The organism is Vibrio sp. 10N.261.51.F11 (assembly GCF_041471665.1).
In the GTDB taxonomy this organism is placed as follows: domain Bacteria; phylum Pseudomonadota; class Gammaproteobacteria; order Enterobacterales; family Vibrionaceae; genus Vibrio; species Vibrio crassostreae_C.
This window is the reverse complement of record NZ_JBFROW010000014.1, coordinates 143,530-168,258: the sequence shown is the minus strand read 5'-3', so window position 1 is coordinate 168,258 and position 24,729 is coordinate 143,530. Positions and strand designations below refer to the sequence as shown.

Here is a 24,729-nt window from a genome sequence, read left to right as displayed (position 1 = left end):
CGACCATAGCATTGTGGACCCACCTGATTCCATGCCGAACTCAGAAGTGAAACACAATAGCGCCGATGGTAGTGTGGGGCTTCCCCATGTGAGAGTAGGACATCGCCAGGCTTTAAATATCGTTACCTGTGTATACATGTAACAACATCTACAGTGTACTAATCTGTTGATGACAATTTTTTGGAGGGATGGCTGAGTGGTCGAAAGCACCGGTCTTGAAAACCGGCAACCGTTAATAGCGGTTCTAGGGTTCAAATCCCTATCCCTCCACCACCATTAGAAAGCCCGCTGAGAAATCAGCGGGCTTTTTTCTTATCTGCGATATACATAAATAAAAGGGGAAGGGCACTGACGTGCTCTTCCCTTTTTTGTATTTAAAACAATGACGACTAGTCCGCTAAATATTTCCCTTCTGCAACTTGCCAGAACGCTCGAATTAGAGGGTTATCTAGCTGTGCTCGCTTACAACATACGCCTAACTCAAATGGCTTGATAGGTTCTATCTTTAAGCGGCTAACTTTATCTCTTACTGGACTGTTGTTTATGACCACATCAGGTGCGATGCCAACTCCACATCCTAGTGCCACCATACTTACAATCGCCTCATGGCCAGAAACTTGCGCGTATATGTTGGGTTTTATCTTCATCTTTTTAAACCATGCATTGGCTCGTTCACGCGCTGTTCCTGCTTCTGGGATGATAAAGGGCACTTCATTCCAGTTTGGCTTATCGGATTGCAGTTGTTGGCTAAAGCTACTCACACCAGATGGAATGATGACTGACAGTGGAATATCGCTGATGGTTTCGAATTCTAACCTTGAAGGAAGGATGTCTGGCTTTGCTGAAATCGCGATATCCGCTTCATCGTTTAAGATCTTGTCGATGGATTGAGCTGGATCACCAGTAGAGAGCTTAAATTCAATATACGGATGAATAGCCCTAAATTCGGTTATGAGTTCAGGTAGGTGACTGTAGCTAGCCGTTACTGAACAAAATATACGGATCTCACCTTTAAGTTCTTGCTCTCCGCCCTTCAGGTGAAGGTTATATTGCTGCCACTCTCCCACGATGCTCAATGCTACAGGCAATAGGTGTTTTCCTGCTGGGGTAAGATCAACACTGCGGTTGTCTCTGATTAGCAGTTCTTGTCCTGTTTCCTCTTCAAGCTTTTGTATCTGACGGCTCAGCGCTGAAGGACTGACGTGCATAGCAGCAGCGGTTTTGCTGAAACTCTTGCTGTCGCATAAATGTATAAATAATTGTAGAGATTTTATGTTCATGTTCTGCGATCGTTTCCATGTTGCATTTATTGCAATAACTAATTGTGAATATATCACTTTCAGCAACGGAGTGTCTGTTTTAGTATGAAGTCATTCGATAGAGAGATATCGACCTTACGGACTTATTTTTAAAGGAGTGCCCTAGAATGGCTAACTATTTCAATACATTAAACCTTCGTGAACAACTAGACCAATTAGGTCGTTGCCGCTTTATGGATCGTGAAGAATTCGCGACAGAAGCTGAATACCTTGAAGGTAAGAAAATCGTAATTGTTGGTTGTGGTGCTCAAGGCCTAAACCAAGGTCTAAATATGCGTGATTCTGGTCTAGACGTATCTTACGCTCTACGCCAAGCGGCAATTGATGAAAAGCGTCAATCATTCAAAAATGCTGATGAAAACGGCTTTGTTGTGGGTAGCTACGAAACGCTAATCCCTCAAGCAGACCTAGTAATCAACCTTACTCCTGATAAGCAACACACAAACGTTGTTGAAACAGTAATGCCTCTAATGAAGCAAGGCGCTGCTCTTGGTTACTCTCACGGCTTCAACGTTGTGGAAGAAGGCATGCAATTACGTGCTGACCTTACTGTAGTAATGGTTGCACCTAAGTGTCCAGGCTCTGAAGTTCGCGAAGAGTACAAACGTGGCTTCGGTGTACCAACACTTATCGCTGTTCACCCAGAAAACGACCCTAAAGGCGAAGGTTGGGATATCGCTAAAGCTTGGGCTGCAGGTACTGGTGGTCACCGTGCAGGTTGCCTAGAGTCTTCTTTCGTAGCAGAAGTTAAATCTGACCTGATGGGTGAGCAAACTATCCTTTGTGGCATGCTACAAGCGGGTTCTATCGTATCTTACGAGAAGATGATTGCTGATGGCATCGAACCTGGCTACGCAGGCAAGCTTCTACAATACGGTTGGGAAACGATTACTGAAGCACTTAAGTTTGGTGGCGTAACTCACATGATGGATCGCCTATCTAACCCGGCTAAAGTTAAAGCGTTTGAGCTTTCTGAAGAGCTTAAAGACCTAATGCGTCCGCTTTACAACAAGCACATGGATGACATCATCTCTGGTCACTTCTCTAGCACAATGATGGCTGACTGGGCGAACGATGACGTGAACCTACTAGGCTGGCGTGAAGAGACAGGCGAAACTGCATTCGAAAACTACCCAGCTTCTGACGTAGAAATCTCAGAGCAAGAGTACTTCGACAACGGTATCCTAATGGTTGCTATGGTTCGTGCCGGTGTTGAGCTAGCATTCGAAGCTATGACGGCATCAGGCATCATTGATGAGTCTGCTTACTACGAATCTCTACATGAGCTTCCACTAATCGCAAACACAGTTGCTCGTAAGCGTCTTTACGAAATGAACGTTGTAATCTCTGATACTGCTGAGTACGGTAACTACCTATTCGCTAACGTAGCAACACCGCTACTACGTGAGAAGTTCATGCCTTCAGTAGCAACGGACGTCATCGGCCGTGGTCTAGGTGAGACATCTAACCAAGTTGATAACGCTAAGCTAATTGAAGTAAACGAAGCTATCCGTAACCACCCTGTAGAATACATTGGTGAAGAGCTACGTAGCTACATGAGCGACATGAAGCGTATCGCTGTTGGCGGTTAATCTTCCAGTTCATCACTGAATAAAAATAGCCCTGAACATTTGTTCGGGGCTTTTTTATGCTTGCAACTATTTTACCGGTGAAGGCTTGATAGATTGAGGAAAAAATAAAGGCTTACCCGAAGGTAAGCCTTTATTCGAACTTGAACTGATTGAAAAAAATGACTATTTGTCTGAAAGCTTTGCTTCTAGTTCAGCCAGTTTTTGTTCCATTTCAGTGAGCTTCTGGCGAGTGCGAAGCAGTACTTGTGTTTGAACATCAAACTCTTCACGGCTCACAACGTCTAGCTTGTTGAGTTGGCCTTGGATAACTTGGCGAACTTTTTGGTCTACGTCTGAACCAAGCTCTTTTACTGGTTGAGGCATAGAATCGTGGATCTGCTTAGCAATTTGCTCTAGTTTTTTTGGATCAAACATATCAATTAAAACTCCTTAATATTTATCACTATTCTATTTAATCACATCAAAGATGTCGCCTATGGCGTACAAAAAAAGGCCACCGAAGTAGCCTTTTTATTGTTAATACGACAGGGAAATTACTTATTGTTAGCTAATTCTCTGTGCGCCGCTTTTGCTTCATCAACACGGGCCAGCTTCTCGAGATCTTTATCTTCGAGGAAAACTGGAATTGGTTTATGTTTTTCGGCTAAGTAGCTATAAATAACCGGCAGAACAAACAGCGTAAACAGCGTACCAATCGCCAGACCAGCAACGATAACAATACCGATACTAAAGCGCTGAGCTGCACCTGCACCCGTGGCGTACATCAATGGGATCAGGCCTGCAATCATCGCCGCTGTTGTCATTAGGATTGGACGTAGACGTACCCTTGCCGCCTCCATAACCGCCTCTTTGCGTGATAATTTATTATGCAGCTGCTCTTCTTTTGCTACCTCACAGATCAAGATACCGTGCTTGGTAATCAGACCAACCAAGGTAATCAGCCCCACTTGCGAGTAGATGTTCATCGTCGCTGCGCCCCAAGCGAGCGCAATCAATGCACCACATATTGCGAGTGGCACCGACACCATGATAACCAATGGATCTTTTAACGACTCAAATTGAATCGCCAGAACCAAGAAGATGATCGCCAGTGCTAAACCGAACGTCACATACAGTGCGCTGCCTTCTGTTACAAACTGACGCGACTCACCCATGTAGTCATGGTTATAGCCTGCAGGTAATTTGGTTTGGGCAATGTTTTCAAACCAGTTTACCGCATCACCCATCGCCGCGCCCGGCATAGGAACCGCACCGACCGTCGCTGAGTTCAACTGGTTGAAGTGAGGAAGAGAGCGAGGCTCTGCCACCACATCAATTGTTACCAAGCTACCGAGAGGAACAGCATCACCATTGCTGGCTCGAACGTAGTAATGATTCATTGACTCTGGGTTTAAGCGGAACTTACGCTCAACCTGAGGGATCACTTCATAAGAACGACCGTTGAGGTCAATACGGTTAACGTAACCATCCGACATCATGGTGCTTAGGGTGACACCGATATCTTGCATCGTTACCCCATAAGCGCCCGCCATATCTTTATCAATTTGAATCTTCATCGTTGCTGAATCGTAGTTCAAATCAAGGTCAGAGTAGACAAAGAGAGGGCTATCTTTCACATCCGTTAAAATATCGGTTGCGATAGCGAATAAGCTCTCAAAGCTGCTTGGTGTGGTAATCACAAACTGGAGTGGTAGACCAGAACCGGCACCCGGCAACTCTGGCATTTGGAACGCGGTTACTGCCATGCCTGGGATATCTTGTAGCAATCCACTGATACGGTTCGTTACCTCAGATTGGCTAGCCGTGCGCTCACTCCATGGCACCATTGAGGCAATACCAAATGCTTGGTTTGAGTTTGGTACACCAGTGAAGGATTGAGCGTATTGGATTTCAGGCTGGGTCACCAAGATACCGCTCACGTCATCCATCGTGTTACTTAGGTAGTCTAGGTTAGCCGTTGATTGACCAGTACCAATCATCATCACCACCCCTTTATCTTCTGCAGGGGCAAGTTCACTTGGGATGAATTTAAACAGCATCGGCAAGCTTAAAAATACAATGACCGCAAAGCCAATGATAACCGGACGATGATCCATGATCGCATGCAGCATCTTAGAGTAACGGCCTGTCATACGATCAAGTACGCTGTGTACCTTCAGTTCAAACTTGCTCGGCTGTGCATTTTCTTTTAGCAGCTTTGAACACATCATTGGAGACAGTGTTAAAGCGATGATTCCAGAAACAAATACCGCGCCAGCGAGGGTTAATGCGAACTCTTTAAACAGCGAGCCTGTGATACCACCCATCATTGCGATAGGGGCATAAACCGCGCCCAATGTCAGTGTCATTGCAATAACCGGTACTGCAATTTCACGGGTACCAATGATGGCAGCCCTGAAAGGAGATTCCCCCAATTTGACGTGTCGATCGACGTTTTCCAGTACTACGATTGCATCATCAACCACTAGACCGATTGCTAATACCATCGCCAGTAGCGTCATTAAGTTCCATGAGAAACCCATGACTTGCATCACCATCGCAACACCAACCAGCGATAAAGGGATGGTTACGATAGGAATGATAACCGCACGCAATGAGCCTAAGAATAGCGTGATAACCACTAATACAATCAGCGCGGCTTCAACAATCGTGTGTATAACCTCTTGAATGGATTCATTAATCGCAATGGTTGAGTCATACATGATATTCATGCTGATATTGCTTGGTAGGTTTCGCTCCAACTCAGGATACAGCTGCATAACATCAGCAGCAATGTTGATCGGGTTAGCACTTGGCGCTGCATTGATGGCGGTTACAACCGTTTGTTTGCCATTAGCACTTGCGCGAACCACATCGTGGCTTTTTTCTAGTGAAACCTTAGCAATATCACCTAAGCGAACAATAGAACCGCCATTTTGACTGGTTTTGACCACCAACCTTTCTAATTCATCGGTATTGGTTACTTGGGTATTGGCACTGCCGTTGTACAGCATAAACTCACCAATTGCTTGGCCAGTTGCTGATTGGTAGTTGTTTGCATTAAGCACCGTCATCACGTCAGTGGCTGTCAGGTTTAATGCTGCCATTTTGGAAGGATCAAGCCATACACGTAATGCGTATTTGATCCCGCCGTACAAGTCGACCTTTGATACGCCATTAACGGTAAACAGTTGTGGGTTAACCACTCGCTCAAGGTAGTCGGTAATTTGGCTTGCAGAGAGTTCATCACTCGTAAAACCAATGTAGAGTACCGCCGTTGTTGAACCGGTAGACATAGTTACGGTTGGATCTTCGGCTTCTTTAGGAAGCTGAGAACGTACCGAGTTAGTCTTGGCCAGTATGTCAGACAGCGCGGCATTCGGGTCGGTATTGAGCTTCATATTGACCGTAATAGTCGAGCTACCGAGTACGGACTGCGACGTCATATAATCAATATTATCGGCTTGAGCGATCGCTTGTTCTAATGGCTGAGTTATAAAGCCTTGGATCAGATCGGCACTGGCACCGTAATAGCTCGTCGTGACCGTCACGATCGTATTTGTCATGTCTGGGTATTCACGAACCTGCATTTTGAAGATTGCTTGGAAGCCAAGCAATGCGATCAAAAAGCTGATTGAAATAGCCAGAACTGGACGTTTAATAAAAACATCAGTAAAGCGCATGATTCCTCCAATTACAGCATTGGTGTTTCAGCTGGCGGCGTCGTTGCATCACTTTCTACAACTCGAACTTTAGCATTGTTACTTAAACGAACTTGACCCGTTGTCACGACAACATCGCCAGGCTCTACGCCTTCCAGTATGTGAGCAATACTTTCTGTACGTTCACCTACTTTCACCACTTGTTGTTTCACACGCTGCACACCATCTTCTTCACGTAAAATATAAACATTGTCACCGTAAAGTGTGAAAGTGATGGCCGTCTGAGGCAGTGTCACTTGGTTTGCTAGTTTAGGTAGAATGATGTTAGCGCGCGCAAACATACCGCTACGTAACTTACCATCGTTGTTTGGGATATCGGCTTGTACTTGGATAAGACCACTTTGGATGCTAACCGCAGGCTCAATGGCACTAATAGAACCTTTAAACGGTTTTTCTGGGTATGCATCAACGAAGATGTCGATCGCCTGACCAACCTCAATACGAGAGATGTCATTTTGAGAAATAGTGAAGCGTAGGCGCATAACACTGGTGTCTTCTAGGCGAACGATGTCAGTGCCAGATTGTAGGTATTGGCCTAGATACACATTACGAATACCGACAGTGCCGTCAAACGGAGCGCGGATCTCGCGACGGGCAATCGATGCTTTAAGGCTTTCAATATCAGCTGAAAGAGAGAAGTAGTTAGCTTCTGCTTCATCGTACGCTTCTTTAGAAATAGAGCCTTTCTTGAATAGCCCTTGGTAGCGCTTGTATTTAGCTTCAGCAGCCGGTAAGCGTGCCTCAGAGCTTTTTAGATTGGCTTTCTCTACATCAGAATCAAGGCGGATCAGTTGTTGGTCATTTTTAACCTCAGTACCTGATTCGAAAGAAATTTGATCGATAACACCGCTGGTTTCGTTCGCTAGTGTCACACCTTGGTTAGGTTCGATGAAGCCGATAGCTTCAATCACTGGAACCCAGTCGATCGGCTGAACTTCAGTTACCGTTACTGGAAACTCTGGTTCAGGGCGGTTGGCCATATACTCAGCAATTTTTTGTTGTTTGAACATGTTAAACCCAATAACGCTGCCGAAAAGTAGTACAGCGATGAGTAACATGAAGAAAGTCCACTTTTTCATTATGGTCAAAACTCCGATCTAGTGTTTAATTATTGCGTCCCAACTGGCTTCGATTGCAGATTCTAGTTCTGCCTCATCAAGTTGGTAAAATCCTAAAGAATGCTTGCGTGCTAGAGAAACACTAGCCGCCAAGCTCAATCCACCTAATACTTCATTGTTAAGTGGTTTAAACAATCCTTGTTCTTTCCCCTCATTAAATAGCAGCTCAACTTGGGCAAACATTTTACGTTCTAGTTCCCTGAAGTTTAGGCTATTTGTGATGGGTAGAGAGTCATACTGAACCCGATTTTTTATTGCGGCTAAATTCGTTCCTGCTAAGTTCCATATGTTCAACCACATAGTACGGTAGCGTTGTTTAATTGGATCCGAATCATTAACCCCTTGTTGAACAGCATCAGCTACTCTTTGAGTCACGAGCATTCGAACATCTTCTATCAAATGCTCTTTATCATCGAAGTAGCGATAGATAGTGCCTGCAGCCACTCCCGCTTCTTTGGCTAATTTTTGCATTGAAAGGCCTTGGAAACCGACCTCTGCAATTAGCTTTTCAGCTGCAGAAAGTATTTGCTGGCGTTTATCCCGAGGTGCATGAGTTGTCATATTTCAACCACCAATGAATGAACGTTCATTCATTATAGCCTAATAACCACACACATGTGCAACAAAGTTTTACATAATCAGCGTAAAAATCTTGTATAAGAGAACGTAGCATTCGTGCTGTTGCAGCATTATTATAGGCGCGCAATTGAATTCGCCCCTCTAGACCAAACTGAGAATCAAATGAAACTGAACCCAAGACAAGATGAAGCCGTGAAATATGTTTCGGGCCCCTGCTTAGTATTAGCGGGCGCTGGATCCGGTAAAACACGTGTTATCACCAATAAAATTGCTTATCTGGTTCAGGAATGTGGCTATAAGGCGCGTAATATTGCGGCGGTGACCTTTACTAATAAAGCGGCACGCGAGATGAAAGAGCGTGTTGGGCAAACTCTAGGTAAGGGCGAATCGAAAGGGCTGATTGTTTCGACTTTTCATACCATGGGCTTAACCATCATTCGCCGTGAATACAAAGCGCTGGGTTTGAAAGCGGGTTTCTCTCTGTTTGATGACCAAGACCAGTTAGCTTTGTTAAAAGAGTTAACAGAGAGACAGATCGATGGTGATAAGGATTTGCTACGCGCTTTAATGGGCACCATTTCGAATTGGAAAAATGACATGCTGACGCCAGATCAGGCGAAAGCACGTGCTCAAGGCGAACAAGAGCAATTGTTTGCATTCTGTTTTGAGATGTACCAGAAACAGATGAAGGCATACAACGCACTCGATTTTGATGATCTGATCGCGATGCCTGTATTACTACTGAAAACCAATCAAGAGGTGCGTGAGCGCTGGCAGTCGCGTATCCGCTATTTACTGGTCGATGAATACCAAGATACCAACACCAGCCAATATGAGTTGGTTCGTTTACTGGTGGGAGAGCGTGGTCGCTTGACGGTAGTAGGTGACGATGACCAATCTATCTATTCATGGCGTGGTGCAAAACCGCAAAACTTGGTGTTGCTGGGTGAGGACTATCCAAATCTTCGCTTGATCAAACTCGAGCAAAACTATCGCTCAACCAGCCGAATATTACGTGCGGCGAACATCTTGATCGCCAACAACCCACACGTTTATGAAAAGTCACTATTCTCAGAGATCCCAGACGGTGAAAAGCTCAAGGTACTGAATGCTAAGAATGAAGAGCATGAAGCAGAGCGTATTACCGGCGAGATCATCGCCCACAAGTTTTTGAACCGTACTGAGTACAAAGATTACGCGGTGCTTTACCGTGGTAACCACCAATCGCGCTTAATTGAAAAAGCGCTGATGCAGAACCGCGTGCCCTACAAGATCTCTGGCGGAACCTCTTTCTTCGCTAGAGCCGAAATTAAAGACATCATGGCTTACCTACGAGTGTTGGTGAACCCTGATGATGACAACGCCTTCCTGCGTATTGTAAACACGCCTCGCCGTGAGATAGGCCCGGTTACGCTAGAAAAGCTAGGTAGCTATGCCAATATGCGTGGCAAGAGCTTGTTTGAAGCCAGCTTTGAGATGGGCTTAGAGCAGACACTGACGGGGCGTGGTTTAGAAAATTTGCGCCGCTTCGGTGACTGGATTGTTCGTATCTCAGACAATGCCGAGCGTGGTAATACGGTTGAAGCCGTTCGTTCTTTGGTTCGTGACATCAACTACGAAGATTGGTTGTACGAAACCTCAGCGAGCCCGAAAGCCGCTGAAATGCGAATGAAGAACGTCTCTGATCTGTATAGCTGGATTGTGGCCGATCTTGAGGGTGACAACTACGATAAAGAAGAGAAAACCCTGCGCGAGGTGGTTCAACGTTTAACGCTGCGCGATATGATGGAGCGTGGTGAGGATGATGACGATGCAGATCAAGTCCAATTAATGACATTGCATGCATCGAAAGGTCTAGAGTTCCCATATGTATTCCTGATGGGTGCAGAAGAGGGCATCTTGCCGCACCAAACCAGTGTCGATGAAGGCAACGTAGAAGAAGAACGTCGTCTTATGTATGTGGGGATTACTCGAGCACAGAAAGAGCTGACTTTTACTAAGTGTCGTGAACGTCGTCAATATGGTGAATTAATAAAGCCAACACAAAGCCGCTTCCTCGATGAGCTGCCGCACGATGATGTGGAGTGGGAAAGCGTTAAGAAGCCTCAATCCGCTGAAGAAAGAATGGAAAAAGGGCAGGCGCACATTGCGAATATTCGAGCGATGTTCAACAAGAAGTAATGCCCTACTTTAATCGCACTATATAGAAGCCAATAAAAAAGGTGACCATGAGGTCACCTTTTCTGAATCTGGCATTTTTAATTACAGACCGGCAATCATGTGCTCGATAGCATCTTTGATTTCGTCGTCTGAACAATCCATACATGAACCTTTCGCTGGCATCGCATTGAAGCCGTTGATTGCGTGGTCAGCTAGAATGTCGCGACCTTGAGCAATGCGAGGACCCCAGTCACCAGCATCACCTGTTTTAGGTGCGCCACTTACGCCAGATGCGTGACAAGCGATACAAAAGGTACCGTAAACTGCTGCGCCATCACGAGGGCCTGTTGGTTCTGCGGCTACTGGCTCGCTGCCGACTAGGTAAACTTGGCCAACTGGTTTGATGCGTTCAGCAATTGCATCGTGCTCCGCTTCGCTTAGGCCTGCAGCCATTGCGCCAGTTGAAAAGGTTAAAACTGCGATGACAACGCTTAAAATTCGACGAGACATATCCATTAAACTCACTTTACATTCCCAAGGTAAGTACATGCTTACCAATTTATAGTGTTGGAAGGGTGTTTTGGCTTTAACCAGCAAAGAGCAACTGTTAAACCAATGTAAATAATGGGTGATTATATCCCGATAAGTTGTTGCAATAAACAACAACTTATAAGCTGTGGCGGGTTGTAGTACTCAAATAAGGGGTTTATCACATATTAACTGTCGAAAAAGAGACCAAACAGAAAAAAAAGTTAAAAAAGTACTAGACGGCATTGGGTGATATACGTATTATTCCACTCCGCCGACAGGGCATGCGCCTGTAGCTCAGCTGGATAGAGCGTTGGCCTCCGGAGCCAAAGGCCGAAGGTTCGAATCCTTTCAGGCGCGCCATCCGGTCTCTTACTTCGGTAAGTGAGAAATTGGCAAAAAGAAATAATGGTGGCTATAGCTCAGTTGGTAGAGCCCTGGATTGTGATTCCGGTGGTCGCGAGTTCGAATCTCGTTAGCCACCCCATTCTTTCTTTACAAAATATCGGTAGCTTCGGCTTCCAGTGTTGATTCATTATTCCCAAGAGTCGATACAAAACTAGTCGGTGAATAGCGCAGCTTGGTAGCGCATCTGGTTTGGGACCAGAGGGTCGGGGGTTCGAATCCCTCTTCACCGACCACTATTTCAATAATCGCTTTTAAGCGGTTATATAAAAAATTAGTGGTGGCTATAGCTCAGTTGGTAGAGCCCTGGATTGTGATTCCGGTGGTCGCGAGTTCGAATCTCGTTAGCCACCCCATTAATTTTGGTAGCTTCTTTGAAGTTCCCAGTTTGAGAAATCAAACGAAACGTCTCGGTGAATAGCGCAGCTTGGTAGCGCATCTGGTTTGGGACCAGAGGGTCGGGGGTTCGAATCCCTCTTCACCGACCACCTTAAGAAGCCCTAGTCGAAAGACTAGGGCTTTTTTACATCTGAAACTTAGATAACTTGAACAGAGTGGGGTTCGCCTGATGTTCAAAGAATGTCTCTTCACTGATCACTTAAGAAGCCTCAACTAGCCGTCCGCGTCAGAAATGACGGGGCTTCTTACATCTATCTCCCCTTCTTATATAAGACAGATTCCTAACGATCTGCTTGATAATGGTGCTGCTACAGAGTTGCTTTCTTTATCAAATGTACAGTTCTATATCTAATTTTATATAAATGGAGTGCTCAATAATTCGACATATTAATGGGTTTGGTCTAAAGACTTTTATGAAAAGTGAAACCTGACCCTAAATTTGCTCACTAAGGCCTGAATTTGACAGCTTTGTACGCATTTGGTCGTTCAAAAACTCCTCTGATTTATTAGGCCTTTCGTTTGTCTGTTTTGTATTTACCAAAATAATACAGATGGTTAAATGTATGGCTAATTAACGTTTATCTGGTTGTTTTATTTGTTCAAATTAACAAAATTAGCGTTTGTTTCTATAGTGTTAATTGTTTTTTGGAATAATTATTTGTTTTTAGTGGCTGGTAGTGAGATCTGCTTTGAAGCACGGCTTTAACTCTACAAGTAAGTAGTGGTAAGGAGTTTGTGAGTATTTCTTGCCGATAATATAATGTTGATTTTTCTTACTATATGCTCTTTTGGTGAATAGTTATGTGGCACTTTTGCTTGCTAAGCGTTTAATGTCGACTTTTTATCCTATTTTTGTTGCTTTTCTGTGAATTATTTGCCAAATTGTCAACCGTATAAAATATCAGAACAATATTCTGGTAAGAATGGATTCAATTTTGCAGACAGGGCAGAAAGCTGCCAAAGCAGTAGAGGTCTGGTAATGTCACTTTTAGAAGTAAAAAATCTTCGTATCGAATACCCATCTCGTCATGGAGTTCACGCCGCAGTTAAATCACTTTCGTTCAACATTGAACGTGGTGAGATTGTTGGTGTTGTAGGCGAGTCTGGTGCAGGTAAATCAACAGTAGGTAATGCTGTAATCGATTTGCTGAGCCCTCCTGGCCGCATTGCTAGCGGCGAGGTATTTCTGGATGGCGAAAAAGTCTCTGGTTTATCTCCTGAACAGATGCGTTCTGTTCGCGGCTCAAAGATTGGTTTTATCTTCCAAGACCCAATGACTTCTCTTAACCCTCTATTTACAGTAGAACAGCAGTTAAAAGAGACGATTCATGCCAACATGAAGGTTTCGGATCAAGAAGCCTACCAGCGCTCATTAGACTTAATGAACCAAGTGGGTATCCCACAACCAGAAAACCGTTTAAAGCAGTACCCACACCAATTCTCAGGCGGTATGCGTCAGCGTGTGGTTATCGCGATCGCATTGGCAGGTGAGCCTGATCTAATCATCGCAGATGAACCAACAACGGCACTTGATGTTTCTATCCAAGACCAGATCTTGGGTTTGATTCGCGACCTATGTATCAAGAAGAACGTAGGTTGTATGTTGGTCACGCACGACATGGGTGTGGTATCTAACGTTACTGATCGCGTAGCCGTGATGTATCGTGGTGATTTGGTTGAGTTTGGTCCGACGGCGAAAGTCCTTGGTACTCCTGAACACCCATACACACACAGTCTTATCTCTGCGGTTCCTCGTTCAGATCGTAAACTCGATCGCTTCCCTCTTGTTAGCTACATCGAAGAAGCACAAGAGATGGAACCTCTAGATGTGAAAAACCACTGGTTAGGTCAAAGCCAAGATCACCGTGATTACACTGGTCCATTGTTGAATGTTGAGAACGTAAACTTGCGCTTCACCACCAAAGATTCTTTCTTTGAGAGCCGTCGTGAGTACGTTCAAGCATCCAACAACGTGAGCTTTGAAGTACATGAAGGTGAGACGTTTGGTTTAGTAGGTGAATCAGGCTCAGGTAAATCAACGATTGCTCGTGTGATTGCTGGCTTGTACGCACCCAACTCAGGCAAGGTAACGTTTGAAGGCGTTGACCTGACTGGGCTTAAATCTGAAAAAGAACGTCGCCCTATGCGTCGCCAAATGCAGATGGTTTTCCAAAACCCTTACACATCAATGAACCCTCGAATGAAGATATTCGACATCATTGCTGAGCCTATCCGATTCCATAAGCTTACTCGTAACGAAAATGAAACTCGTCAGATCGTGAACGATCTACTAGAGCACGTTGGTTTGGGCGTAATGGCCGGGGTTAAGTACCCACACGAATTCTCAGGTGGCCAACGTCAGCGTATTTCTATCGCTCGCGCCTTGGCAACTCGCCCTCGTCTTTTGATTTGTGATGAACCTACGTCGGCACTGGATGTGTCGGTACAGGCTCAGATCCTCAACCTATTAAAAGACTTACAAGACGAGCTAAACCTAACCATGCTGTTCATCAGTCACGATTTACCGGTTATTCGCCAAATGTGTGATCGTGTTGGTGTGATGCAAATGGGAGAGCTATTGGAAGTTGCGCCAACCGAGCAGCTATTCCAATCGCCTCAGCATGAATACAGCAAACACCTAATTTCTTTAATGCCTGAATTTACAGGTTTAAGAGAAGAAAAAGCAGTGGCACAAGCCGCGGTATAAAAATCAGCAGGCTGGAGTTTAGCTTGCTAAAAACAATAAACAGACGCAAATACAACAACTAGGGATCTGGATTCCCGCATGAAGGAGTTATGCAATGAAAACCATGAAAAGCAAATTAGCAGTAGCTTTAATGGCAGCTGGCCTAAGCTTTAGTGCAGCAGCAGCAGATATTACCGTTGGCTACGCAGCTGACCCAGTATCACTTGACCCGCACGAGCAGCTGTCTGGTGGCACACTGCAAATGTCTCACATGGTGTTTGACCCTCTAGTACGTTTCACTCAAGAGATGGATTTTGAAGGCCGCCTAGCATCTAGCTGGGAGCGTGTTGATGAAACGACTTTCCGCTTCAACCTACGTAAAGGTGTGAAATTCCACTCTGGTAACGAACTGACTGCTGATGATGTTGTGTGGACTTTTGAACGTCTACAAGCTTCTCCAGACTTTAAGTCTATCTTCACGCCATACGAAAAAATGGTAAAAGTGGATGACTACACAGTTGAGCTAGTATCAAAAGCGGCTTACCCACTAGTACTACAAACAGCAACTTACATCTTCCCAATGGACAGCAAGTTCTACTCTGGCCAAACAGCGGAAGGTAAAGACAAGTCTGAGCTAGTTAAGCACGGTAACTCGTTTGCTTCGACTAACGTTTCAGGTACTGGTCCATTTATCGTAACGCAGCGTGAGCAAGGCGTTAAAGTAACGTTCGAGCGTTTCAACGATTACTGGGACACAGAAACTGAAGGCAACGTAGACAAGCTAACACTTGTGCCAATCAAAGAAGACGCGACACGTGTTGCAGCACTTCTTTCTGGCGACGTTGATATGATTCACCCAGTAGCACCAAACGATCACAAGCGTGTTAAAAATGCTAAGAACATCGATCTAGTGACGCTACCTGGTACTCGTATCATCACGTTCCAAATGAACCAAAACAGCAACGAAGCACTTAAAGATGTTCGCGTTCGTCAGGCGATTGTTCACGCAATCAACAACGAAGGTATCGTTAAGAAGATCATGAAAGGCTTCGCAACAGCAGCTGGTCAGCAAAGCCCAACAGGCTACGCGGGTCACAACGAAGACCTAGTTCCTCGTTACGATCTGAAAAAAGCGAAAGAGCTGATGAAAGAAGCGGGCTACGAAGATGGCTTTACGCTAACTATGATGGCTCCAAACAACCGTTACGTGAACGATGCGAAAGTAGCGCAAGCGTCTGCGGCAATGCTGTCTAAGATTGGTATCAAAGTTGATCTTAAAACTATGCCTAAAGCACAGTACTGGCCTGAGTTTGACCTATGTTCAGCAGACATGATGATGATCGGCTGGCACTCAGATACAGAAGATTCAGCTAACTTCAACGAGTTCCTAACGATGACTCGTAACGAAGAGACTGGCCGTGGTCAATACAACTGTTCTGGCTACTCAAACCCAGAAATGGATGCGATCGTAGAAGCTTCTAACACTGAAACTGACCCAGTTAAGCGTGCTGAAATGCTGAAAGGCGTTGAAGCAACACTTTACAACGACGCAGCATTCGTACCGCTACACTGGCAAAGTGAAGCGTGGGGCGCGAAGTCTAACGTTGGTGCAGCAGACGTAGTAAACCCAATGGTTATGCCTTACTTCGGCGACCTAGTTGTAAAATAATCTAGCTTGCTAGAATCGAGAGCCTGAAGCTTTTCAGGCTCTCAAATTATTAAGATATAGATTTAAGTTTCGGTATTTGGTCTTCCTTCAGTCTGGCTAAATACCTTTTTTAAGACTGAATTTTGTTATCTAGTCGCGGATTTCGACTAGATAGTCATGGATAGATAAGGGGCAAGGAATGGTTACGTTTCTGGTCAAGCGCCTGTTTCAGGCACTGATAGTGATGTTTGTGATCAGTTTGGTGGCGTTTGCCATTCAGGATAACCTGGGCGACCCGTTGCGTGAGTTAGTCGGTCAATCTGTTTCAGAATCGGAGCGTCAAGCGCTGCGTGATGAACTCGGCTTAAATGATCCCTTCATTACAAAATACACTCGCTTTGTGGGCGCAGCTCTACAAGGTGATCTTGGTACTTCATATTTCTTTAAACGCCCAGCTGTGGACGTAATCTTAGATAAACTAGTCGCAACGCTTGAGCTTGTGTTCGGCGCTTCTCTGATCATTGTTTGTCTGTCGATTCCACTTGGCGTTTATTCTGCAATACACCCAAAAAGCTTCTTCACTAAACTGGTGATGGCGGGCAGTAGTATCGGCATTTCTGTGCCTGTTTTCTTAACCGCAATCATGTTGATGTATGTATTCTCTATTGAGTTAGGTTGGCTGCCGTCGTTTGGACGTGGTGAAACCGCAAACTGGTTTGGCTGGGAGTCTGGTTTCTTAACGATAGATGGCCTTGCACACTTAGTGCTGCCGAGTATTGCTCTAGCATCTATCATGCTGCCTCTGTTCATTCGTCTAGTACGCTCTGAAATGCTAGAGGTTCTTAGCTCTGAATATATCAAGTTTGGTAAAGCAAAAGGTCTAGCGCTGAACAAGATTTACTACCAACACGCTTTGAAAAACACAATGCTGCCAGTACTAACGGTAGGCGGTGTTCAAATCGGTACTATGGTGGCTTACACCATTCTTACTGAAACTGTATTCCAGTGGCCGGGTACCGGCTTCCTATTCCTTGAAGCGATTAACCGAGTGGATACACCACTGATTACCGCATACGTTATCTTCGTTGGCCTGATCTTCGTAGTAACTAACACCATTGTTGACTTGCTATACGGCATCATTAACCCAACAGTGAACATCACAGGGAAAGGAGCATAATCATGGAACAAACAACAACAGCTCCATCTCGTTGGGAGCGATTCAAGCAGTCAGACATTCTGTACTACTTCTTACGTGACAAAGTGGCAATGGTGAGCTTCGCTATCTTTGCAGCTTTCCTTGTTATGGCATTAGCGGCACCTATTCTAGCGCCAACAGACCCGTATGACGTGACGTCTATCGACATCATGGATTCTGAGTTGCCACCATCTTGGATGGAAGACGGCGAAGAACGCTTCCTACTGGGTACTGATGAGCAGGGTCGTGACATCTTATCTACGATGCTTTACGGCTCGCGTCTGTCATTGACGATCGGTTTCCTAGCGGTAGGTCTTCAGCTGACTCTCGGTATCATCATTGGCTTGTCTGCAGGTTACTTCGGTGGTCGTATTGATAGCTTCCTGATGCGTTTTGCCGATGTTCAGCTTTCGTTCTCAACCATGATGGTTGCGATCATTGTCTCGGCCATCTTTAAGGCGAGTTTCGGTAGTGACTTCTACGCGCAATATGCGGTTGTTATGCTGGTGGTGATCATCGGTATTGCTGAATGGCCGCAGTATGCTCGTACGATTCGTGCATCGGTATTGGCAGAGAAGAAGAAAGAGTACGTAGAAGCGGCACGTGTGATGGGCTTTAGAGCGCCTCGCATCATGTTCCGCCATATTCTGCCTAACTGTTTATCACCGATTTTGGTTATCTCTACGGTACAGGTGGCAAATGCCATCATGTCAGAAGCGGCACTTTCTTTCCTAGGTTTAGGTCTTCCGGTAGACCAACCATCACTCGGTGCCCTGATCAGTACTGGTTTTAACTACATTTTCTCAGGAGCATGGTGGATCACAGCATTCCCAGGTGTGCTTTTGGTAACATTGGTTCTCGTTATTAACCTATTAGGCGACTGGTTACGTGACGTGTTTAACCCGAAAATTTATAAAGGGTGATAGCCCGGTTTGATTTTTAGTAAAAAAAGTCACTAAATTAAGAGCCGTAAGCAATTACGGCTCTTTTTTTGCTTAATGGATCTGGAACTTAGTATTATTGACAGTGTCAATAATAGTTAAAATGGAATTCATGTTTTATCGACATAGATTCGGTAATAATTAGCCCGCAAGGGTTTAAGTGGTGGTTATGAAATTGACAATGAATGCTGTATGTCGTGCTGTGACGAGAAATTATCGTATGGGACTTATCGCTGCATCTCTTTTGGTATCGAGCCAAGTGAATGCAGAGTCGGTTCTATGTGATGCAACTCAGGCAAGCACCAACCAATTACCACAGCTAGAGCAATCATGTCCGATCGGTAAGGGCGTGTGGGGCAGTAAAGCACCAAAACGTCATTCAGATAACGAACTGTTTTGGGTTCAATGTGGCCTGCTGAACAAGCCTTTGTCACTGAGCCGAGCAAAGCCTCTGTATGAGAAGATCTCGACCAACGTTTGGATGAAGCCGGAAGGCGGAGACTACCGTTGCTTAATCGGACCTTATTCTACCTTCTCTGATGCGAGAAAAGACCTAGCTCAGGTACGTAAGGTTTCTGGTTACGGTGAAGCCTTTATTCGTATGGTCGATAAGTCGAAAACCTCATCACAGCCTATTGTGGCAAAACCAGCAGAGCCAAAAGCGGTGACGCACAAGGCTCCTGCAAAAGTAGAAGCTAAGCCTGCACCGAAACCTGTGGCTACTAAGCAAGTGGCGGCGGTAGCGAGCGCTGCAGCAATTCAGACGCTACCAAGCGGTAACGCGAGTTCAGACAATGATCTAGAGATCGAGATTCGCGTGAAAGCAGACATTGCGGGTAGCCAATATGCTATTCCTTACCTTCTAGATCATCAACAACAGTTCTACATGGAGCAAGGTAAGCCTTGGAGCCGCCTAGATTACGATAGCGCTGAATTGGTGTGTAATCAGGTCAACATGAAGCTGATGAGTGAGAAGCAATGGCAAAGCATCTTGAGCTCAAAGGTTATGGAAAAACAGAACTGGCCAATGCATCTCCCTTATTGGGGCGCAGATAAGAAAGGTCTGTTTACCAACGGTAACGTCAACCAGTTGAAAGGTTCTTCATTGCTTAATGTGATGTGCGTTAAGTAACGACGACCGTTACCAAACCAAATAAGCCTCAGCCATTGCTGGGGCTTTGTTGTTTATACGCCTCTCTTTTTCAACATCGGTTCGACTTTTAGACACTCGTTCTTCAAGACGAATTTGATTAAAAATCGTTAAAAATTGTTCAAATAGCGCGGCTGATGCGTAGAAAACCATAACTCAAGTAATAAGGTGATTGAGATTATGAGTTTAAAGAAACGATTAGAAGACGTGGCTCCACGCTTTGAAGCCGGAGGGAAGTACGAAAAGCTCTACCCAGTGTATGAAGCTTTCGCGACAATATTCTATACACCCGGAAACGTAAACCGCGGTATAACCCATGTTCGTGACAGCATTGACCTAAAGCGCATCATGATTCTGGTATGGCTGGCGACTTTCCCGGCAATGTTCTGGGGGATGTATAACGTCGGACACCAAAGCGTCCTCGCATTAACCTCCAGCTATCAACTTAACGAACTTGCCTCGGTTATTGAAAGCAGCTGGCGTCTGTCGTGGGCATTTGGTGATGCGCAGTCATTGGTGGCAAGTGGCTGGGAAAGTCAGATGTTGCTTGGTGCACTCTATTTCCTACCCGTTTATGCCACGGTGTTTGTGGTAGGTGGCTTCTGGGAGGTTTTATTTGCCGTTGTACGAAAACATGAGGTGAATGAAGGTTTCTTTGTTAGCTCGGTACTATTCGCACTCATTCTTCCGCCAACCATCCCGCTTTGGCAAGCCGCTTTAGGTATCACCTTTGGTATCGTTGTCGCCAAAGAGCTGTTCGGTGGTACAGGACGAAACTTCTTGAACCCAGCCCTTGCAGGCCGCGCGTTTCTCTATTTCGCCTATCCAGCCAACATGTCGGGTGGGCTTGTGTGGGTTGCCGCTGACGGCTATTCAGGCGCGACACCGCTGAGTCAATGGTATGAAGGCGGCAGCACGTCACTCATCAATAACATGACTGGCGAGGCGATCACCTGGATGGATGCCTTTATCGGTAATATTCCAGGTTCGATGGGTGAGGTGTCGTCACTGCTGATCATGCTGACGGGGTTGATTTTGATTGTGATGAAGATAGCGTCTTGGCGCATTGTCGCCGGTGTGATTGTTGGGCTTGTGGCGACCTCGAGTTTACTGAACTGGATAGGGTCGGATACTAACTCGATGTTTTCGATGCCGTTTTACTGGCACTTTGTGTTGGGTGGTGTAGCGTTTGGTACCTTCTTCATGGCAACAGACCCTGTATCTGCCGCGTTTACTAATCAGAGTAAGTGGGCTTACGGGATTCTGATCGGTGTGATGACGGTCGGTATTCGAGTGCTCAACCCTGCTTATCCAGAGGGCATCATGTTGGCGATCTTGTTTGCTAACCTGTTTGCTCCGCTGTTCGACTTTGTAGTGAAAGAGCAAAACATCAAACGTAGACAGAAACGAACATTACGCTGATTTCAATGCGGAGCAGGGAAAGTTACTCCCATAAGAAAGGCTTGCATCGCTGCAAGCCTTTCAATTTTTATTGCGATTGATTTGAAGTTGATTTAACTCCATTTCAAATCAATTTCGAACGGTTGGGTGTTACCACAATGCTCACCGCACATCTCGTCGTATGCACTGTTGTGTATCAGCATTGCTGACGATACGCCTTGATCACTGAAGTGGTCGCGGGCTTGGTTAACACTCAAAAACTTCATTGGGTGCTGGTGGTCGTCTTTGATTAACTGCTTTTGCTCGCCAATGATTTGGTAAGCCAAGTAGATCCCGCCTTCAAATGATTCAATGAGTAGATTCATAACAAACTCCATGTTGTTCTCGATAGTTCTTTGTTTCTGTATCTACGTTGATGGTTGTTTGAAGGTTCATGTGTGTTAAAAATGAAAAAACCAGAAGCTCAGCTTCTGGTTTATTAATAAGTCATCAAACTAACTCAAAGGTTAGTTGATTTTCTGCATGATGCTAACACGGCCTGTTGTTGATCCGTCTGGAGTCATTTTACGGCGAGTTAGCAACCCTTCATCCCAGTTAGTACCTGCTGGCTGATACTCCCATTTAATGATGTATTCTTGATTATTACCATTTGCATCAACAGGACATTTATCTCCTGAACCAGGAATATAACCATTGTCAGTATCATCACAGAAGCGCACGACTGAGTTTAGATCTGTCAGTGTTGCTTTTGATTCACGTCCTGAAATGTTAAACCACCAATAGTCAATTGCAGCAAGCTCTTTATAGGTATACTTCTTGCCTGAGTCTTCAAGATCTGCCGGTGAGTTTGCATTGCACTCTTTCCCTGATACGGTAGCGCCCTCAGAATCAAATACCATTCTCATGACAGCATTTTGTCCATCAGCGCAAATCTGAGTGGTATCCCAAGACCCAGTGAAATCCACGTACCTTTCGTCACTAGGTGTTTCTACGTGATAGTAGAAATTCAAACTTTCTTCGATACGCTTTGCTTTACTTGATTCGCTTGATGGGTCGCTTAACTCTGTTTTTGAACGAATTTGTGTGTATATTTTTGTAATTGGGTCATAGCTACCTGAAAGAGTTTCATATTGGTATGAAGGGGTTGCATCGCCTTCATCTCGATCATCTTCCAGTTTGTTTGGCGTGTAGTGGTTGAGGACTTGTTGATTCCCTTCAATGAAAGGTGCCCAACCGTAACTCTTTGGTTTAGGTGTGGTATTTTCTTTGCTTTTATCAAGTAGAAGGTAAGAAAACGGAGCGTTTAGGGTGAAGTCTGGGTTAGCTGTTTGATTGCAGCCTGCAGAACTCCCTGCCAATACACAGCTGATGTACTTTTCAGCGTCTGCGTATGACAATAAAGAGTCGCTGTCACTTACAGCAATAAGACCATTGGCTGAATCTTGATAAGTGAAGTAAGGCGTGCCACGTGTATGTTCAAACACAGCTTTAGGGAGCATTTTGTCAGCGTGAACTAACATTGTTTTGTCGTTAGGGCGGTTGTTTGGATCGTTAATATCATACTGTCTCACCATGATTGAGCGAATAAATTGCCCATTTTTCGCTACAAATGGATTGGCATCAGCGCTGCCGCGAACAGTCCCTGATTTTTCTCCGAATGCTTTCTCCATATGAGCCAATGCTTCAGTTTCATTAGTAATTGAAGTGACTCCCATCGCTGTTAGGAAGTCTGTAACAGAATCACGGTCATCTAGACTTAGGTTTTTCATCTTCGCTAACGTCGCAGCATCAGGTTCGCGCAACGCATCTGGAATTGTCAGTACTTCATCAGAAGCGCTACCAAATTGGTTATCCAGAGACTGAAGTAGAATTGCTAAATTTAGAGCTCGGTCGTATTTGCCCGCCGCTTCAAATGGTGTCAGTACATCACGGTTTGATGCTGCCCCTACTTTCAAGCCATTTTCACCACCAATGAAGAAGGTCACCGTATCGTCAGACTTAGCGGTAAATTCGCCTTCGCTGTTTGTGATGCCCTTTGAACCAGAGCTAGTGCTGTAGTAGATACCTTCAACAGCGGCATCGATAAATTTGTTGGTTGTTGTTGATGGTTCTGTCGGTGTTGTGACACCTGAATTAGAACTGTCGCTACCACAACCTGTTAAAGCCACTGCAATCGCCGCTGCGAGAATACTCACTTTTTTCATTACTCGTACATCCTTTCTGTAATAGAGCTATTTGTTATTTTTATGCGTGTAATTTTATAGCGCGCGATTGTAGCGTGATCTTTCTTCCAAGTTAAGTGTGTAAAATGCTGTTCGGTTAATAAACATTCAAACATACGGTAAAAAACAAAAAAAAGCCGACAGATGTCGGCTTTTTCATAATATTTCTTTGACTTACAAAGGTTAACGCATGGTAACAAACTCTTCGCTGCCCGTTGGGTGAATTGCCACAACAGAGTCGAAGTCTGCTTTGGTTGCGCCCATCTTCATTGCAACGCCGAAGCCTTGAATCATCTCATCAACCGTGAAACCGATGCCGTGTAGGCCAACGACAGTCTCTTCTTCGCCAGCACATACTAGCTTCATCTTACAAGGTTGACGGTGCTTGGTTACTGCTGTGTACATCGCAGTGAAGCCAGATGTGTAAACCTTGATGTTGTCTTTGCCGTACTTCTCTTCAGCTTCTTGAGTCGTTAGACCAATCGTGCCGATAGGTGGGTGGCTGAATACAACAGTAGGAACTAGGTTGTAGTCCATTTTCGCGTTAGTTTGACCGTTGAATAGACGCTCAGAAAGCTGACGACCTGCTTTAACCGCTACAGGAGTTAGCTCGATACCGCCTTCCATGATGTCGCCAACACAGTAGATGCCAGGAACGTTGGTTGCTTGGAATTCGTCTACTTTGATGTAGCCACGGTCGTTAGTTGCAACGCCAGTTGATGCTAGGTTGATAGCGTCAGTTGCTGGGTGGCGACCGATAGCCCAGATTAGGTGGTCAACGTTTTGAGTGTTGCCGTTCTCTAGGTGTAGAGTCAGTGTGCCGTCTGCTTCTTTCACTACTTCTTTTGGAACAGAGTGTGTATGAAGTGTTGGGCCTTCCGCTTCCATTACTTCTACTAGCGTTTCGATGATCATTGGATCGAAGCTACGTAGTGGAGATTCTTTACGACAGAACAAGTGTGTTTCTGTGCCTAGTGCGCTTAGTACACCTGCGATCTCAACTGCGATGTAGCCAGCACCGATAACCGCAACGCGTTTTGGTTGCTCCATTAGGTCGAAGAAGCCATTTGAGTCGATGCCGTATTCTGCACCTGGGATGTTTGGAATTGTTGGACGACCACCTACCGCGATCAGGATGTGATCTGCTGTGTAGTGTTCACCGTTCACTTCAACTGTCTTTTCATCAACGAACTTAGCAAAGCCTTTGATTACGTTTACTTTGTTGTTACCTAGTACGCGGTCGTAAGATTGGTGGATACGACCAATGTACGCTTGGCGGTTTTCAATCAGCTTGCTCCAGTTAAAGCTTTTTACTTCAACGTCGAAGCCGTAGTCCTCAGAGTATAGGTTGATCGCTTCAGCAACTTGAGCGCCGTGCCACATTACCTTTTTAGGAACACAACCAACGTTTACACAAGTACCACCAAGGTCTTGAGCTTCGATAAGTGCAACCTTTGCACCGTGCATTGCTGCGCGGTTTGCTGATGCGATGCCGCCTGAACCGCCGCCGATACAGATGTAATCAAAATGAGTCGCCATTACTTTCTCCATTTATTGAAGGCTGTGGGTACAGTGAGCGCACTGAACACCTACGTCCTATAGATTCTTAAATTGTCTAATTATTATATTGAGGGCAGATCGGTTGAACTCAATCTCCCTGTTTAAAATTTATTCGTCCACATCAC

At 45.2% G+C, this 24,729-nt stretch carries 17 protein-coding genes, 6 tRNA genes and 1 rRNA gene; 15 read left to right on the top strand and 9 right to left on the bottom strand.

Annotated features, from left to right (window positions below):
- Together rrf and AB4351_RS05695 are read left to right on the top strand one after the other, a co-directional pair.
- A 5S ribosomal RNA gene (rrf, locus tag AB4351_RS05700) occupies positions 1–111 on the top strand; the annotation flags it as partial.
- Between the two features lie 71 nt (positions 112–182).
- Positions 183–273: transfer RNA gene (locus AB4351_RS05695), tRNA-Ser, on the top strand.
- Between the two features lie 116 nt (positions 274–389).
- On the opposite strand, the gene ilvY is transcribed toward AB4351_RS05695, so the two are convergent.
- Complete coding sequence (gene ilvY / locus AB4351_RS05690) at positions 390–1,280, bottom strand: HTH-type transcriptional activator IlvY (protein WP_017061966.1); 891 nt, start codon at positions 1,278–1,280, stop codon at positions 390–392.
- Positions 1,281–1,426: 146 nt separating this feature from the next.
- On the opposite strand from ilvY, the gene ilvC reads away from it, so the two are divergent.
- A complete protein-coding gene (gene ilvC, locus AB4351_RS05685; protein WP_017061965.1) occupies positions 1,427–2,911 on the top strand; it encodes a ketol-acid reductoisomerase in 1,485 nt (494 codons plus the stop codon).
- A 162-nt stretch (positions 2,912–3,073) separates the two neighbouring features.
- Here the strand turns inward: ilvC and ubiK are convergent, their stop codons facing one another.
- The 4 genes from ubiK to AB4351_RS05665 all read right to left on the bottom strand — a co-directional run bounded on the left by ubiK (position 3,074) and on the right by AB4351_RS05665 (position 8,291).
- A complete protein-coding gene (ubiK, locus tag AB4351_RS05680) occupies positions 3,074–3,325 on the bottom strand; it encodes a ubiquinone biosynthesis accessory factor UbiK (protein WP_017061964.1) in 252 nt (83 codons plus the stop codon).
- 119 nt (positions 3,326–3,444) lie between these two features.
- On the bottom strand, positions 3,445–6,573 hold the full coding sequence (locus AB4351_RS05675; protein ID WP_017061963.1) for a multidrug efflux RND transporter permease subunit: 3,129 nt from the start codon (positions 6,571–6,573) through the stop codon (positions 3,445–3,447).
- An 11-nt stretch (positions 6,574–6,584) separates the two neighbouring features.
- Entirely contained in the window at positions 6,585–7,691 is a 1,107-nt protein-coding gene (locus AB4351_RS05670) for an efflux RND transporter periplasmic adaptor subunit (protein ID WP_017061962.1), read from the bottom strand.
- Between the two features lie 18 nt (positions 7,692–7,709).
- Positions 7,710–8,291: a TetR/AcrR family transcriptional regulator gene (locus AB4351_RS05665; RefSeq protein ID WP_017061961.1), complete on the bottom strand. Its 582-nt coding sequence runs from the start codon at positions 8,289–8,291 to the stop codon at positions 7,710–7,712.
- A 180-nt stretch (positions 8,292–8,471) separates the two neighbouring features.
- Between AB4351_RS05665 and rep the strand changes: the two genes are divergently transcribed.
- Positions 8,472–10,490 carry a DNA helicase Rep gene (rep, locus tag AB4351_RS05660; RefSeq protein WP_372125331.1) on the top strand — a complete coding sequence of 673 codons (2,019 nt, stop codon included), beginning with the start codon at positions 8,472–8,474 and terminating at the stop codon, positions 10,488–10,490.
- 81 nt (positions 10,491–10,571) lie between these two features.
- On the opposite strand, the gene AB4351_RS05655 is transcribed toward rep, so the two are convergent.
- A complete protein-coding gene (locus AB4351_RS05655; RefSeq protein WP_017063036.1) occupies positions 10,572–10,985 on the bottom strand; it encodes a cytochrome c5 family protein in 414 nt (137 codons plus the stop codon).
- Positions 10,986–11,283: 298 nt separating this feature from the next.
- Between AB4351_RS05655 and AB4351_RS05650 the strand changes: the two genes are divergently transcribed.
- From AB4351_RS05650 to AB4351_RS05600, 11 genes are all read left to right on the top strand, one after another.
- Positions 11,284–11,360, top strand: a tRNA-Arg gene (locus AB4351_RS05650).
- Positions 11,361–11,408: 48 nt separating this feature from the next.
- A tRNA-His gene (locus AB4351_RS05645) sits at positions 11,409–11,484 on the top strand.
- A 77-nt stretch (positions 11,485–11,561) separates the two neighbouring features.
- A tRNA-Pro gene (locus tag AB4351_RS05640) sits at positions 11,562–11,638 on the top strand.
- A 44-nt stretch (positions 11,639–11,682) separates the two neighbouring features.
- Positions 11,683–11,758, top strand: a tRNA-His gene (locus AB4351_RS05635).
- Positions 11,759–11,813: 55 nt separating this feature from the next.
- A tRNA-Pro gene (locus AB4351_RS05630) sits at positions 11,814–11,890 on the top strand.
- 890 nt (positions 11,891–12,780) lie between these two features.
- Entirely contained in the window at positions 12,781–14,508 is a 1,728-nt protein-coding gene (locus AB4351_RS05625) for an ABC transporter ATP-binding protein (RefSeq protein WP_048607507.1), read from the top strand.
- A 94-nt stretch (positions 14,509–14,602) separates the two neighbouring features.
- Positions 14,603–16,156 carry an ABC transporter substrate-binding protein gene (locus AB4351_RS05620; RefSeq protein ID WP_017060133.1) on the top strand — a complete coding sequence of 518 codons (1,554 nt, stop codon included), beginning with the start codon at positions 14,603–14,605 and terminating at the stop codon, positions 16,154–16,156.
- Positions 16,157–16,334: 178 nt separating this feature from the next.
- Positions 16,335–17,312: an ABC transporter permease gene (locus tag AB4351_RS05615; protein ID WP_008218600.1), complete on the top strand. Its 978-nt coding sequence runs from the start codon at positions 16,335–16,337 to the stop codon at positions 17,310–17,312.
- A gap of 2 nt (positions 17,313–17,314) precedes the next feature.
- Complete coding sequence (locus AB4351_RS05610) at positions 17,315–18,253, top strand: ABC transporter permease (protein WP_017060135.1); 939 nt, start codon at positions 17,315–17,317, stop codon at positions 18,251–18,253.
- A 187-nt stretch (positions 18,254–18,440) separates the two neighbouring features.
- Positions 18,441–19,403: an SPOR domain-containing protein gene (locus tag AB4351_RS05605; protein ID WP_029235875.1), complete on the top strand. Its 963-nt coding sequence runs from the start codon at positions 18,441–18,443 to the stop codon at positions 19,401–19,403.
- 198 nt (positions 19,404–19,601) lie between these two features.
- A complete protein-coding gene (locus AB4351_RS05600; protein WP_372125329.1) occupies positions 19,602–20,843 on the top strand; it encodes an NADH:ubiquinone reductase (Na(+)-transporting) subunit B in 1,242 nt (413 codons plus the stop codon).
- A 92-nt stretch (positions 20,844–20,935) separates the two neighbouring features.
- On the opposite strand, the gene AB4351_RS05595 is transcribed toward AB4351_RS05600, so the two are convergent.
- The 3 genes from AB4351_RS05595 to gorA all read right to left on the bottom strand — a co-directional run bounded on the left by AB4351_RS05595 (position 20,936) and on the right by gorA (position 24,583).
- Complete coding sequence (locus AB4351_RS05595) at positions 20,936–21,187, bottom strand: DUF6482 family protein (RefSeq protein ID WP_017103429.1); 252 nt, start codon at positions 21,185–21,187, stop codon at positions 20,936–20,938.
- Between the two features lie 141 nt (positions 21,188–21,328).
- Positions 21,329–23,026: a hypothetical protein gene (locus AB4351_RS05590; protein ID WP_372125327.1), complete on the bottom strand. Its 1,698-nt coding sequence runs from the start codon at positions 23,024–23,026 to the stop codon at positions 21,329–21,331.
- 201 nt (positions 23,027–23,227) lie between these two features.
- Complete coding sequence (gorA, locus tag AB4351_RS05585) at positions 23,228–24,583, bottom strand: glutathione-disulfide reductase (RefSeq protein WP_372097542.1); 1,356 nt, start codon at positions 24,581–24,583, stop codon at positions 23,228–23,230.
- Positions 24,584–24,729: the final 146 nt, after the last annotated feature.